Below are 12,285 nucleotides of genomic sequence, written 5' to 3'. Positions count from 1 at the left end.
AGTTAACGCATCGGTTGATTTTATTCACTTCGACGGGCCAGGCCGGAAACGATAGCCACCATCAGCAAACTGACCCCCCAGCATTGGACGGTAACCGTAACCGCTCAGCAGCCCATAGAGCGCATGCAGGCCAAGAGCAATACGCGAGTAGATGGCGGCGATCCAGGTCGGCCATCCGCTCGCTGGCTGGCCTACGTGACCAATAGCGCGCAACTGTTGTTCATAGATGATCCCCAGTTCACGTGCCTCGCCAGCATGTCCCATTTCAACCAGCACGCGTTGCAACTGCCGCCAGCGGTTGAGGGCGAAAGTCCTTGGCAAGTTCGGCAGCAGGCCGGTCTTTTTCAAGGCTGGGGATTTGCTGACGCAACCACGCTGAACGGATCTTGGGGCTGACTGGAGCACGGGCTGAGAGTGCAACCAGCGCATAGTGTTCGTCAAGCCAGCAATACTAAATTGCCACTAGTCGTTCAGCCAGCCCATGCAGATTTTTCTCTGCAGCCTATGCCGTAGATGCATCAACGCGCAGCCTGAAACCGCGGGCATTGCCCTTCAACTTGATAGCGCAACGTCAGCAGTTGACCAGCGGTGTTTTCATAGGTCATCAACATCGGCGCCGCTGTGCAACCTCTGGGCATGGGGGTCTGTGCGATGAGCCGGGCGACATCGACCGATGCGCCGTAGGCGTAGTCCTGGACAGTAGGAACCGTCCTGCCGGTTTTTGCGGCATAGGCCTGCACAGCCTGCTCATGGGCAAGCAGACGCGCATCCTTCACCTCTGCTGCCCAACCCTGCGTGCCTGTACCAGCCAGCAGTACTAACGCTGCCACTGCCAAACCTTGCTTGCGCTTCATTTGCTTTTACCTCGCACGGAGTGAACAGGACTACTGAGAAGCTTACGCCTGACAGCGACGACCCACTACAAGGCGATGTCCAGAGCCTCGCGCAGTTGTGCACCACGGCTGTCGGATGCCGCACTGACCAATGCGTAGTTGTAGTCACCGTGGGACCAGTAGCGCGCCTGCAACTGCCCATCGGTGCGCTCACCACTGGGCATGCGAGCAAAATGCTCGCCAGGCGAGCGCAGAAACAGGCTGATTCGTTGCCCCTGGGCGTCTTCGAACACCAGCAGGGCTGCCGGCCCCTGTTCGTTGCTCAGCAGCCGTGCACCCAGTGGGGTGAAGCCGTAGGAGGACAAGTCAGGCAGGTTGCCGACATGACGAAAATATTGTCCCAGCCATGTTTGCAACCGCGCAGGATCACGGGCGCTCAAGTCCAGGGCGCTGGCATCGGCAAATAACCGGTGCGCCTGCACGGCATCAGCCATCGGCAGGTTGCCAGCCATCAGGCTGGATTCGCGCACTTGCCAGCCTCCCAGGCCGCCGACCCCCAGCGTCACCAGTAGCACCGCTGCACTGGCCCAGCGGCGCTGTCGGCGCCGGCGTAGCTCGCGGCGCAGGTGAGCCGGATCAAGCCGTGGATTAGGCACCTGCCCGGCGAACCCCGACATCGCCGCACGCAGTTGTCGGGCATCACGGCGCCAACCTTCGACGCGCATGGCCTGCTCGGGGTTGGCGGCCAGATAAAGTTCTACCGCGCGTCGACGCTCCGCTTCCAGGCATTCATCGACGTAGGCGTGCAGCTCGTCGTCCGATGGAATCAACTGACTCATTTCAACCTCCGCATCACCGGGGATGCTGTAGTGCCCTCGGCCAATTCACGCAGCGCTGCCCGCGCCCGCGACAATCGCGACATTACTGTGCCGATCGGCACATCCAGGGCCTGCGCGGCCTCCTTGTAACTCAAGCCCTCGACACTGATCAGCAGCAACAAGGCCCGCTGATCGGTGGGCAACAGCGCAAAAGCGGCCAGGCCAGACTGGGCCAGGACAATGTCCTCCGTCGCATTGCCCTGCTCTTGGGCACGTGCGAACCAGGACAGCCAGCGGGCATGCCGACGCTCGCGGCGCTTACCATCGATAAACTGCCGGTAGAGGATGGAGAACAGCCAGGCGCGCAAACTGTCCTGCTCGCGCTGCTGGCTGCGCCGGCTCAGGGCACGCTCGACGGTGGCCTGCACCAGGTCGTCGGCGCTACTGGCGTCGCGGGTCAGCCACAAGGCGAAGCGCCGCAGTCGCTGGAGCATCTCGCGCAGTTGCTGGTCATTTAGTTCATGCATTGCCGGGGCCTTGGCCTTCAAGCGATCAGTGTACGAGGCAGACGCTGTAGAGGAAAAAATATTCCCTGCCATGGGAATAAATTTCATACCCAGGCGTCGTACCGGCTCATTCACTGACCCGGATCGTCGCCATGAGCACTCCGTTACACGGTCGTCCCCGCACCCTGCGCCTGGCTGCCATTGGCCTTGGCCTGGCCGCCCTGGCCGCCGGTTTTGCCTATGCCGCCGGCTGGATCGGCAGCGACCGGCTTACCCCAAAGCGCATTATTGACACGTTCGAGTCCCAAGCCGGTCACTACCCGGGCTATCGAAAAAACCACGCCAAGGGTTTGTGCGTCAGCGGCTACTTCCAGAGCAACCAGCAGGCTGAACCGCTGTCCCGTGCCCGGGTATTCAGCCAGTCTCGGGTCCCGGTAATCGGCCGTTTCGCCATAGGCGGCAGCAATCCCTACAGCGCCGACACCAGTGTGCCGACCCGCAGTCTGGCGCTGCAACTGAGCAGTGATGACGGCGAAGTCTGGCGTACCGGTATGAATACCCCTCCGGTGCTGGCAGTGAGTACGCCACACGCCTTCTACCAGCAGGTTCTGGCCATGACCCCGGACCCCGCCACCGGCAAACCCGACCCAGCGCGCGTACAGGCATTTTTCGCCGACCATCCCGAAAGCGCAGCTTTCCGCCAATGGGCCAAGGACTATAAAGCCCCGAACAGCTTCGCTAACTCAAGTTTCAACAGCATCAATGCCTTTGCCCTGATCGACCGCGACGGCAATAGCCGTTTTGTTCGTTGGAGCTTGGTGCCGCAGACACCGTTCGTCGCCCTCGAAGGTCAAGTCGACGACCGCGACTACCTGCAACACGACTTGCACCAGCGCCTGGCCCAAGGCCCGTTGCGCTGGACCCTGCGCCTGACTCTCGCGCAAGCCGGCGACCCCGTCGATGACCCGGCCAAGCCCTGGCCGGTAGAGCGCCGTACCGTCGACGCCGGCACCCTGGTCATCGAGCATGTCGACGGCCCCGAGCAAGGCGCCTGCCGCGACCTCAACTTTGACCCGCTGATCTTGCCCACGGGTATCGAGCCATCGGCTGACCCGATTCTGGCGGCACGTTCGGCAGCGTACGCCGAGTCCTTCAACCGCCGCAGCTACGAATCGGCCCACCTGGGAGCACGCCCATGAAACCCGTTGCCTTTCATCCTATGGCGCGTCTGTTGCACTGGCTGATGGCAGTGCTGATCGTGGCGATGCTGTTCATTGGCGTCAGCATGATTGCCGACCTGACCCCGCGCCACACCTGGCTGCTTGGCCTGCACAAGGCGATTGGTCTGGCCTTGTTGCTGCTGGTGTTGGTGCGCATCGTCCTGCGTATGACCCTGCCCCACCCACCCTTGCCTGCCGACCTGCCAACGGTTCAGCGTCTGGCCGCCGGGGCTTCTCATCTGTTGTTGTATGGATTGATGCTGGCCATACCATTGATTGGTTGGGGCATGCTCTCGGCGGGCGGCTATCCGCTGCCGCTGCACCTGCCGGCGCTGCTGCCCCATGATCTGACCCTGTATGCCTTGCTGCGCCAGGCCCATGGCTGGCTGGCCTATGTGCTGTTTGCCACGGTGCTGGTGCATCTGGGCGCAGCGCTGGTGCATGCACTGGTGCGGCGTGACGGTGTGCTACGCAGTATGTGGCCTGCGCCGCTGGGCAATCCTGAGGCAAGCAACAAACAATAACGCTTCGCATTATCAAGGGATTCTGCCCGGACTTTTTTTGCGGCACAATGCAACGCTTGCCTTTTGAGCTTTGGATAGCCATGAACAGCGCACAGGATCCTGCCCAACCCACTTCATCGATCAGCACCGAGCCCAGTTTCGATCTGCGCCCGCTGCTGATTGCCAACATGGCCTGCACCATGGCGATGATGGCCTTTGTCTCCTTGATTGGCCCTATTGCCCGCACCCTTCGCCTTGCCACTTGGCAGGCCGGGGCTGCGGTGACGGTGGCCGGGGTGATCTGGATGTTGCTGGCCAGGCCCTGGGGCCAGCTCAGTGATCGCCTTGGTCGGCGCCGGATTCTGTTGCTCGGCACGGCCGGGTTTACCGTGGCTTACTGGGCCTTGTGCCTGTTCATCGATACCGCCCTGCACCTTCTGCCCAGCGCTACCCTGGCCTTTGCCGGGCTGGTGATCGGACGCGGCTTGATCGGCGCTTTTTACGCCGCGCTGCCGGTCGGTGGCACGGCGCTGATCGCTGACAACGTTGAGCCACAGCACCGCGCCCGCACCTTGGCATCACTCGGCGCGGCCAACGCTGTTGGCCTGGTACTGGGCCCGGCCTTGGCAGCGCTGCTGGCGCGTAACAGTTTGAGCCTGCCTTTTTATGTGATGGCGTTGCTGCCGATGCTGGCTTTTGTCGTGCTGTTGCTCAAGCTCAAGCGTCAGGAGCTGCACCTCAAGCAGCCGCCACGTCCGGTACGCCTGAGCGATCCGCGCTTGCGCCGGCCATTGCTGGTGGCGTTCGTGGCAATGCTCGGCGTTTCGGTCGCGCAGATCACCGTCGGCTTCTTCGCCCTCGACCGTTTGCGCATGAACCCGGCAGACGCCGCGCAGACCGCAGGCATCGCGCTGACCATGGTGGGCGTAGCGCTGATCTTCGCGCAGCTGCTGGTGCGCAGGTTGCAGTGGCCACCGCTGCGCATGATTCGCGCAGGCGCGAGCGTTTCAGCCTTGGGCTTTGCCGCCGCCGCTTTTGCTCCCAGCGCGCCATTGCTCTGGGCCAGCTTCTTTGTTTCGGCCTGCGGGATGGGCTTCGTGTTTCCGGCCTTCTCGGCATTGGCGGCCAATGCCATGGACGCCTCCGAGCAAGGCGCCACGGCCGGTTCCATGAGCGCTGCACAAGGCCTGGGCGTGGTTATCGGCCCCCTGGCCGGAACGCTGATCTACGCGGTAGATCCGCGCCTGCCGTACCTGATTGTGGCCGGGCTGCTGCTATTGGTCGGACTGTGGCCCCACCCCAATTCCGTGTCCATACAGGCGGGCCGCTAAAGCTTCGCGGAATGTGCTTTAATGCTCCGCCAAAAATTTTTAACACATAAGGCGGCTATGGACACGGGGACACGACTCAAACTGGTGCGTGAACGCAACAAACTCTCCCAGCGGGAGCTGGCCCGTCGTAGCGGGCTGACCAACTCGACGATCTCACAGATCGAGCAGAATCGCGTCAGCCCCTCGGTCAGTTCCCTGAAAAAACTGCTTGAAGGCATTCCCATGTCGTTGGCAGAGTTCTTCAGTTTTGACGAGCCGCCGCGTGAAGAGCGTTTTGTATTCCGCTCCACCGAGCAGCCTGACCTGGGCAACAGCGGCCTGCGCATGCTTTTGGTCGGCGCCAGTGTCGAAGGCCGGCAAATGCGCATGCTGCGCGAACTGTACGCACCGGGTGCCGACTCTGGTGACGAGCCTATCGTTCACTCCGAAGGTGAAGAGTGTGGCCTGGTAACCCGCGGCACCATTGAGCTGCGTGTCGATGGTCAGGTCAGCGTCCTCAACTCCGGTGACGGCTACTACTTCCCGACCACCCTGCCCCACAGTTTCAAGAACATCGGCCAGGACGAAGCAGAAATCATCAGCGCCAACACACCGGCGAACTTCTGATCGTAGGCTGCCCTGCGCTGGGGTCAGTGCAGCCTGTAGGTAGGGTTTCGGCCGGGTCGCGGCCGATCCCGGGGCAAGCCTGCGCCTACCGGTTGCGCCATTAGCGAACGCTACATCCATCCCAACCAGTGCCACCAGGTCGCCGCAAACACCAGCATCAGCAGATAGCCAATCACCGTTACCAGAATCCCGACGCGGGCAAATTGCTTGGCGCTGAATGTCTCGGTTCCCAGGCACACCATGTTCTGCGGTGCGTTGATCGGCAGGATAAAGCCATAGCTGACAACAAAGCCCAGGGCCATGGTCATGCCCAGGCGACTGAAATCACCCGGCAAGGTCTGCAGTACCGCAATCAGAATCGGCAACAGCGCCGAGGTCAACGCGGTGGCGCTGGCAAAACCCAGGTGAATCAATATCAGAAACGCCGCCAGAATCGAAAACACCCCCAGGGTTCCCAATTGATCCAGCCCGGTATTGGCCACTACTTGCGCGCCCAACCATTGTCCGGCCTGCGTGGTGAGCAAGGTTGTGCCCAGGCTGATACCAACCCCGAAGACAATCACCGTGCCCCAGGGAATCCGCGACTGCACATCTTTCCAGGTCATTACCCCGACGCGAGGCAGCAAGAGGATGACCAGCCCCGCGTAGGTTGTCGAAGTGGTATCGAAGCTGTGCAGCTTGCCCTCAGTCGCCCAGGCCAACAGCAGTAGCACCGACACCCCGAGCAGGCGCTTTTGCGCCCCGCTCATCGGTCCCAGTTCCGCCAGGGTCTTGCTGACCGCCGCCTTGCCGCCGGGAATGCTGTCGCTTTCGGGCGGCAACAATTTGAGCACAATGAAAATCAACACCGCCGACATGATCACCGCCCACGGCGCACCCGCGATCAACCAGTCGATCCATGACACCCGCGCGCCGAGCATCTTGTCCATGAAACCCACTGTCAGCAGGTTTTGCGCTGCAGCGGTCTGGATACCGATGTTCCAGATACTGGTGCCTTGGGCGACGATGATCATGATGCCAGCAGCAATGTTGGAGCGCTTGTCGACGCCGAAGGCGGCGATCACCCCCATCATGATCGGCACCACACACGCACTACGCGCGGTGGCGCTGGGCACTACCAGGCTGAGCAGGATAGTCACCGCCACTGCGCCGAGCAGAATACGCCGGGTGCTGACGCCAACGCTGGATAGGGTTACCAGGGCAATACGTCGGTCCAGCCCCGTGTGGGTCATGGCTGCAGCAATGAACAAGGCGCCCACTACCAGGGCCAGTGCGCTGTTGGAGAAGCCGGTAAGGGCCAGGCTGATGGCCGCCGAGGAGCCATAGGTCACCGATGGATCGGCCACGGTCGGCGCCGTACCGAGCAGAAACGCCATCAACGAGGTGATCATGATTGCACTGGCTTCGTAGGACACCGCCTCGCTGATCCACACCACCACGGCAAATGCCAGAATCGCCAGCACGCGGTGACCGGCCACCGGCAAGTCGGCGGGCAGCGGCAGCATCAGCACCCCAACCAAAGCTGCTATTGCCAACAACAAGCCAATTGGAATCTTGACCCGGGCAGGTTGTGCACTCGGTGCACTTGCCGACGAACTCATGAGCATCTCCCTGTAATACATGAGTGAGCATCATCAGCCACTTCACCTGTGAACGAACTGATACGCATCAACACCGGCAGAGGAAGCATTGTCAGACAAAATGTAGTGACCAAAAAAAATCACTACAAAATCTATTGACGCCGTTCGTCGGCCCTTGCATGATGAGGTCGTCTCCCCGATCGGGGACACTGGCAAGGGTGTTCCAGGCAGCTCGAAGGATCCATGAGCTGTGTGCGGATGGGTACTGCCCAAAAGGCAGCGTGTAAAAGCCCCCAGTTGTGACGCTGCTGTAGCAGCTTTCTTTCAAGGCTACATGACGTGTTTGAACTCAACTAAAAATGGCCTAGGGGGCTTTATGATGAATCTGAACAATCAACCGACTATCGACGAATTGGCTCAACTGTTCGCTGCGCGTAAAGACACGCTCGACAGCCACATTCTCTGGGTTTGCGAAGAGGGCGAGGTTCGCCTGGACAGCCTGGGGACCCTCACCGATGAAGCGCAGTTCGAGCAATGCACGCCGAACATGCGTGCCCGGTTGAAGATGTACCGTCGTGGTCAAGGCTATGTCGGCAAGAAAGCCGCCGCCGACACCCAATACGTAGGCCGTGTTTTGCAGACCCTGCAACACGAGTGGTCGACGCTGCAAAACCAACCAGGCGTCGCGGTAATCGATCGTCTCTGCTGATAACAGCGCTTATTGCAATACCAAAGCCCAGTGCCTGCACTGGGCTTTTTTCATGCCGTCGATATCTGGCTACAATGGCGCTTTTCCTGCAGAGAGTGGCCATGAACAACCGCGCATTCGGAATCGGCGACGCCTCCTATCAGGCCGCAGGCGGCATCGAGGGCCTGAGGCGCCTGGTCGATGATTTCTATCGTTTGATGGATGAGAACCCGGATGCCCGCCCGGTGCGACAGATGCACCCGGACAACCTCGACAACGCGCGAGATAAACTGGCCTGTTTTCTGAGCGGGTGGCTCGGTGGCCCGTCATTGTACAAGGAGCGCTATGGATCGATCGCCATTCCGGCATTCCATGCCCAATGGCCGATCGACCAATCCCACAGCGACATCTGGTTAAGTTGCATGGAGCAGGCCATCGCCAGGCAAGGCTATTCAGCCGCGTTTGCCCACTACCTGCTGCTGCAACTGCGTGTGCCGGCCCAGCGCATTGTCCAGGCCAGCCACAACCGCCATTCTCAGGCTTGACGCCGCAGGGGTATCTGCTCAAGCGGGAAGTCACCGGTAAGCAGGGCCCGGGCCCGATTTACCCCCCAGACCATGGCCCGGGTCATGGTTTCGCCGGGGCGGCTGGGGTAGTACTCCTCCACCATCGCCTTGCCATGACTGGCGTAAATGCCGATAAACAGTTGCGTGGCGCCCGTGCGCGACAGCCTGACCTGAACATCAATGTTGGTACCGTCACTGAGCAGCTCATCGTGACTGCGGCTATGAAGTTGAGCGTCCGCCCATTGCCAGTATGTTTCTTCCCTGATACGCATCGGTCATCCCCTGTATTGAAAGCAGCCGGACAAGTAAGGCATACATGCGCCTATGACGCGAGCATCTATGCCGCAACCTTTGAGCAAGGTCAAACAATGCATAAAAAACCCCGCGACATGGTGCGGGGTGTTGTGAAACAGTTCACTTTTTCAACGGGACCCTGGGCATGAAACGGCCCTTCTTCGCGCGTTGCAGGTGGCACGGTTTGGCGTGATCCGCGTCATCCTGGGTCATGTGGGCAAAGCCAAGACGAAATGCGGACTGGCCGCAACGTACCTGACTGTTAATGGGAAATTCGTCACCGTTGTCCTCGAAATACGATTCACTCATGCCCTGTCTCCCTCTGACAGTGGGTCGGTATGGGCAAATAGTTGGTCGCCCGGAAATTACCGTCCCAAGTGATTCAGAGACTAGCCGGTCATTTATCGACCATGAGGACAAAAAGCAAAAAGCCCGACCAGTGGCCGAGCCATTTTGTCGCACCCGAGTGTCTACCGGAGCTTGACCGCTGTCCCGGTGACAAACACCACGACCATGCCGCCGCGCGCAGACGGCATGCTGATTTCATAATCCAGGCCCACGACCGCATCAGCCTGCAAACTGCGCGCGCGGGCTTTGATTTCATCCGTCGCTTGCTCGCGGGCTTCCTTCAAGGCGCTTTCCAGGGTTTGCGAGCGGCCGCCAAAAAAGTCCCGAAAGCTGGTGAAGACGTCACGAACCACGTTGATACCCTGGACCGATTCGGCGCTTACCACGTCCAGGTAGGCGGCAATCTGGCGCCCCTCGATAGTGCCTGTGGTGGTGATGATCATGCTGCTCTCCTTCGGTCTTGCAGGTTGTACGCCGAGCCCTGGTGGCGCGGCAAAAGCGCGATGGTAACAAATGCCAGCGGCGATGAACCCAGGCGGTTGTTTGTGTTACCCCTCAGACGCTCTTAGACTGCAACCACGACTCACCCCTGCGAAGGAATCGCAAATGTCCTCCCCCGCTACGCCTGCAAGTGCTTCCTGGGCCGAACTGTTGCACGGTCGCAACGCCCTGCGTTCGATAGCATTGGCCGGCGGCGTGGCACTGCACGCAATCAACGTTTACATCGTGACCACCATTCTGCCTACGGTCATCGCCGATATTGGCGGGCTGGCGTTCTATGCCTGGAGTACGACGCTGTTCGTGGTCACGTCGATCATCGGCTCTACCCTTTCGGCACGCCTGCTCGAAGGGCTTGGCGCCCGGCGCGCGTTCCTGCTGGCACTGACGATCTTCGCCGTAGGTTCAATCCTCTGCGCAGCGGCGCCGAGCATGCCGGTGCTGCTTACCGGTCGCAGCGTCCAGGGCCTGGGCGGTGGGGTTTTGTTTGCCCTGAGCTATGCCCTGATCCGTCTGGTGTTTGACGAGCGCTTATGGCCTCGCGCGATGGCCATGGTCTCCGGCATGTGGGGCCTGGCGACGCTGTGTGGGCCAGCCATTGGTGGCGTGTTCGCCGAGGGCGGACATTGGCGCTGGGCATTCTGGGCCCTACTGCCGGTAATCGGCCTGCTGGCGGTCATTGTGGTCACTCAACTGAACAACAGCCTCGCCGCCACCTCCAGTAGCACACGCCCACCCTACGCTTTGATTGTCTGCCTGGTCGCTTCGGTGCTGGCTATTTCGGCAGCCAGCCTCAGCAGTCACTTGCTGTGGAATTTGCTCGGCATTGGCGCCGGCCTTGCTATCGCCGTGCTGATTGCCCGCCTGGATCGAAACCCGCAAAGCCGCCTGTTGCCCACCGGGGCCTACTCGCTTAGCAGCCGACTCGGTGTGCTGTACGCAATGATGTGTCTGTTGATCGCCGCCGTCACTACAGAGATTTTCGTGCCCTATTTTCTTCAGCAGATCCACGGCCTCGGGCCTCTCGCCGCGGGCTATATGACCGCAGCCATGGCAGCTGGCTGGACAGTCGCTGCATTACTGAGCGCCAGCCGTACAGGGGATGCGGCCGAGCGGATGATGCGCGTTGGCCCGGTGATCATCGTGTTGGCAATGTTGGCCCTGGCATTGATGACAGCGCAGCTTGGATGGCTGCGCACCACAGTCGGCGTGGTCAGCTACTGCCTTGCCCTGGCCGGGGTTGGACTGGGTATCGGCCTAGGCTGGCCACACCTGCTGACGCGCGTGCTGAGCGCGGCGCGTCCTGGCGAGGAAAACCTGGCATCGGCCTCGATCACCACCGTGCAACTGTACGCCACAGCCCTGGCTGCGGCACTCGCTGGCGTCGTGAGTAACAGTGCAGGCCTGGTTGAACCTGGCGGCGTAGTCGGGGCGCAGCACGCCGCCACGTGGCTGTTCGGTGTGTTCACGCTTGCTCCGCTGCTGACGCTCCTGCTGGTTCGACGCATTACCGGCACCCGCGCACTTGCCCTGGCCTGATGCGCCGTTCAATCAAGCCCGGCCTTGCGCCGTAACCCGACCTGCCAACAGCCGTGACCCAAACACATTGATCAGCAACCCGACCATTACCAGCCCCGCCCCCCAGCCTTGCAGCGGTGTCAGCCGCTCGCCCAGCAACAGCGCCGACGAACTCAAGCCCACCACCGGCACCAACAACGAGAACGGCGCCACCTTGCCTGCGGGATAGCGTGACAGCAGGTAACTCCATAGGCTGTAGCCAAGCATGGTGGCAATAAAAGCCAGGTACGCCAGCGACAGGATTGAACTCCACCCGATCCCGCGCAACGAGCTTTCAATTAGGGTCGGTCCTTCCAGCCACCAGGACAGCGCCAGGAACGGCAACGGAGGGATTAATCCGCCCCAGATCACCAGGGCGACCAAATCTATATTGCCGAAGCGCCGGGTAATAATATTGCCCATGGCCCACATCGCCGCCGCACACAAGGTCAGCAACAGCGCGAAAAACGGCACGCTGGCGCCGTTCTCGCTGCCAATCAGAGTCAGCCCTCCCGCTGCGACCAGAAGCCCCAGCACACTTGCTGCACGCAGCCGCTCGCCAAGAAAGATCGCGGCAAAGAACAGGGTGAAAAAGGCTTGTGATTGCAACACCAGCGAGGCCAGACCCGGTGGCATGCCATTGCCCATCGCCTCGAAGAGAAAAGCGAACTGACCCAGTGAAATGGTAGCGCCATAAGCGATCAGCCAACGCCAGGGCAACTGCGGGCGCTTAACCAGCAACACCGCCGGAAACGCAACCAGGGCAAAGCGCAGCGCCCCCAGCAACATCGGCGGCAAGCCATCCAGGCCAACCTTGATCACGACGAAATTGACACCCCAGGCAACAATTACCACCAGGGCCAACAGTAAGTCCTTTAACGGCATATCCCGATCCAGCTTTGTAATATTTCGCAACAGCATAACCTTATGCTCGCGT

Annotated in this window: 16 protein-coding genes; 7 read left to right on the top strand and 9 right to left on the bottom strand. The window is 60.8% G+C overall.

The window, feature by feature from the left end; all coding sequences use genetic code 11:
* Positions 1-24 precede the first annotated feature (24 nt).
* From H8F21_RS04995 to H8F21_RS04980, 4 genes are all read right to left on the bottom strand, one after another.
* A complete protein-coding gene (locus tag H8F21_RS04995) occupies positions 25-348 on the bottom strand; it encodes a hypothetical protein (RefSeq protein ID WP_203584098.1) in 324 nt (107 codons plus the stop codon).
* A 170-nt stretch (positions 349-518) separates the two neighbouring features.
* A complete protein-coding gene (locus tag H8F21_RS04990) occupies positions 519-854 on the bottom strand; it encodes a DUF2790 domain-containing protein (RefSeq protein WP_203584097.1) in 336 nt (111 codons plus the stop codon).
* A gap of 65 nt (positions 855-919) precedes the next feature.
* On the bottom strand, positions 920-1,672 hold the full coding sequence (locus H8F21_RS04985; RefSeq protein WP_203584096.1) for an anti-sigma factor family protein: 753 nt from the start codon (positions 1,670-1,672) through the stop codon (positions 920-922).
* Positions 1,669-2,178: a sigma-70 family RNA polymerase sigma factor gene (locus H8F21_RS04980; RefSeq protein WP_203479993.1), complete on the bottom strand. Its 510-nt coding sequence runs from the start codon at positions 2,176-2,178 to the stop codon at positions 1,669-1,671. Before H8F21_RS04980 ends, H8F21_RS04985 begins: the two co-directional genes overlap by 4 nt.
* Positions 2,179-2,309: 131 nt before the next feature.
* Between H8F21_RS04980 and H8F21_RS04975 the strand changes: the two genes are divergently transcribed.
* From H8F21_RS04975 to H8F21_RS04960, 4 genes are all read left to right on the top strand, one after another.
* A complete protein-coding gene (locus tag H8F21_RS04975; protein ID WP_203541604.1) occupies positions 2,310-3,356 on the top strand; it encodes a catalase family peroxidase in 1,047 nt (348 codons plus the stop codon).
* The gene (locus H8F21_RS04970) at positions 3,353-3,901 is read left to right on the top strand and encodes a cytochrome b (RefSeq protein WP_203584095.1); all 549 of its coding nucleotides are present in this window, start codon (positions 3,353-3,355) and stop codon (positions 3,899-3,901) included. The genes H8F21_RS04975 and H8F21_RS04970 overlap by 4 nt, the downstream gene beginning before the upstream one ends.
* Positions 3,902-3,981: 80 nt before the next feature.
* Entirely contained in the window at positions 3,982-5,211 is a 1,230-nt protein-coding gene (locus H8F21_RS04965; RefSeq protein WP_203584094.1) for an MFS transporter, read from the top strand.
* 57 nt (positions 5,212-5,268) lie between these two features.
* Entirely contained in the window at positions 5,269-5,817 is a 549-nt protein-coding gene (locus tag H8F21_RS04960; protein WP_045183137.1) for a cupin domain-containing protein, read from the top strand.
* Between the two features lie 110 nt (positions 5,818-5,927).
* Here the strand turns inward: H8F21_RS04960 and H8F21_RS04955 are convergent, their stop codons facing one another.
* Positions 5,928-7,418, bottom strand: coding sequence for a DASS family sodium-coupled anion symporter (locus H8F21_RS04955; RefSeq protein ID WP_203479997.1), 1,491 nt, complete (start codon positions 7,416-7,418; stop codon positions 5,928-5,930).
* 355 nt (positions 7,419-7,773) lie between these two features.
* Here H8F21_RS04955 and H8F21_RS04950 point away from each other — a divergent pair, with 355 nt between their 5' ends.
* Together H8F21_RS04950 and H8F21_RS04945 are read left to right on the top strand one after the other, a co-directional pair.
* The gene (locus H8F21_RS04950) at positions 7,774-8,106 is read left to right on the top strand and encodes a hypothetical protein (protein ID WP_203479998.1); all 333 of its coding nucleotides are present in this window, start codon (positions 7,774-7,776) and stop codon (positions 8,104-8,106) included.
* A 101-nt stretch (positions 8,107-8,207) separates the two neighbouring features.
* Positions 8,208-8,630, top strand: coding sequence for a group II truncated hemoglobin (locus tag H8F21_RS04945; protein WP_203479999.1), 423 nt, complete (start codon positions 8,208-8,210; stop codon positions 8,628-8,630).
* Here H8F21_RS04945 and H8F21_RS04940 read toward each other — a convergent pair.
* The 3 genes from H8F21_RS04940 to H8F21_RS04930 all read right to left on the bottom strand — a co-directional run bounded on the left by H8F21_RS04940 (position 8,621) and on the right by H8F21_RS04930 (position 9,736).
* Entirely contained in the window at positions 8,621-8,923 is a 303-nt protein-coding gene (locus H8F21_RS04940; protein ID WP_203480000.1) for a hypothetical protein, read from the bottom strand. The genes H8F21_RS04945 and H8F21_RS04940 overlap by 10 nt on opposite strands.
* 142 nt (positions 8,924-9,065) lie before the next feature.
* Positions 9,066-9,254: a hypothetical protein gene (locus H8F21_RS04935; RefSeq protein WP_203480001.1), complete on the bottom strand. Its 189-nt coding sequence runs from the start codon at positions 9,252-9,254 to the stop codon at positions 9,066-9,068.
* Between the two features lie 161 nt (positions 9,255-9,415).
* A complete protein-coding gene (locus H8F21_RS04930; protein ID WP_136476798.1) occupies positions 9,416-9,736 on the bottom strand; it encodes a YbjQ family protein in 321 nt (106 codons plus the stop codon).
* A 163-nt stretch (positions 9,737-9,899) separates the two neighbouring features.
* Here H8F21_RS04930 and H8F21_RS04925 point away from each other — a divergent pair, with 163 nt between their 5' ends.
* Positions 9,900-11,330, top strand: a complete 1,431-nt coding sequence (locus H8F21_RS04925; protein ID WP_203584093.1) for an MFS transporter — start codon at positions 9,900-9,902, stop codon at positions 11,328-11,330.
* Between the two features lie 12 nt (positions 11,331-11,342).
* Here H8F21_RS04925 and H8F21_RS04920 read toward each other — a convergent pair whose 3' ends face one another.
* A complete protein-coding gene (locus H8F21_RS04920; RefSeq protein WP_203480003.1) occupies positions 11,343-12,233 on the bottom strand; it encodes an EamA family transporter in 891 nt (296 codons plus the stop codon).
* Positions 12,234-12,285 lie beyond the last annotated feature (52 nt).

The sequence above is a fragment of the Pseudomonas arcuscaelestis genome (assembly GCF_016881005.1).
In the GTDB taxonomy this organism is placed as follows: Bacteria; Pseudomonadota; Gammaproteobacteria; order Pseudomonadales; family Pseudomonadaceae; genus Aquipseudomonas; species Aquipseudomonas arcuscaelestis.
Note: the sequence above shows the minus strand (reverse complement) of the source record. Positions and strands in the feature narration are given on the sequence as shown.

What these genes read in the sequence shown, in the direction of transcription:
- H8F21_RS04990 (WP_203584097.1), bottom strand. Translation starts at nt 854, where the DNA reads ATGAAGCGCAAGCAAGGTTTGGCAGTGGCAGCGTTAGTACTGCTGGCT.
- H8F21_RS04985 (WP_203584096.1), bottom strand. Translation starts at nt 1,672, where the DNA reads ATGAGTCAGTTGATTCCATCGGACGACGAGCTGCACGCCTACGTCGAT.
- H8F21_RS04980 (WP_203479993.1), bottom strand. Translation starts at nt 2,178, where the DNA reads ATGCATGAACTAAATGACCAGCAACTGCGCGAGATGCTCCAGCGACTG.
- H8F21_RS04975 (WP_203541604.1), top strand. Translation starts at nt 2,310, where the DNA reads ATGAGCACTCCGTTACACGGTCGTCCCCGCACCCTGCGCCTGGCTGCC.
- H8F21_RS04970 (WP_203584095.1), top strand. Translation starts at nt 3,353, where the DNA reads ATGAAACCCGTTGCCTTTCATCCTATGGCGCGTCTGTTGCACTGGCTG.
- H8F21_RS04965 (WP_203584094.1), top strand. Translation starts at nt 3,982, where the DNA reads ATGAACAGCGCACAGGATCCTGCCCAACCCACTTCATCGATCAGCACC.
- H8F21_RS04960 (WP_045183137.1), top strand. Translation starts at nt 5,269, where the DNA reads ATGGACACGGGGACACGACTCAAACTGGTGCGTGAACGCAACAAACTC.
- H8F21_RS04955 (WP_203479997.1), bottom strand. Translation starts at nt 7,418, where the DNA reads ATGAGTTCGTCGGCAAGTGCACCGAGTGCACAACCTGCCCGGGTCAAG.
- H8F21_RS04950 (WP_203479998.1), top strand. Translation starts at nt 7,774, where the DNA reads ATGATGAATCTGAACAATCAACCGACTATCGACGAATTGGCTCAACTG.
- H8F21_RS04945 (WP_203479999.1), top strand. Translation starts at nt 8,208, where the DNA reads ATGAACAACCGCGCATTCGGAATCGGCGACGCCTCCTATCAGGCCGCA.
- H8F21_RS04940 (WP_203480000.1), bottom strand. Translation starts at nt 8,923, where the DNA reads ATGCGTATCAGGGAAGAAACATACTGGCAATGGGCGGACGCTCAACTT.
- H8F21_RS04935 (WP_203480001.1), bottom strand. Translation starts at nt 9,254, where the DNA reads ATGAGTGAATCGTATTTCGAGGACAACGGTGACGAATTTCCCATTAAC.
- H8F21_RS04930 (WP_136476798.1), bottom strand. Translation starts at nt 9,736, where the DNA reads ATGATCATCACCACCACAGGCACTATCGAGGGGCGCCAGATTGCCGCC.
- H8F21_RS04925 (WP_203584093.1), top strand. Translation starts at nt 9,900, where the DNA reads ATGTCCTCCCCCGCTACGCCTGCAAGTGCTTCCTGGGCCGAACTGTTG.
- H8F21_RS04920 (WP_203480003.1), bottom strand. Translation starts at nt 12,233, where the DNA reads ATGCCGTTAAAGGACTTACTGTTGGCCCTGGTGGTAATTGTTGCCTGG.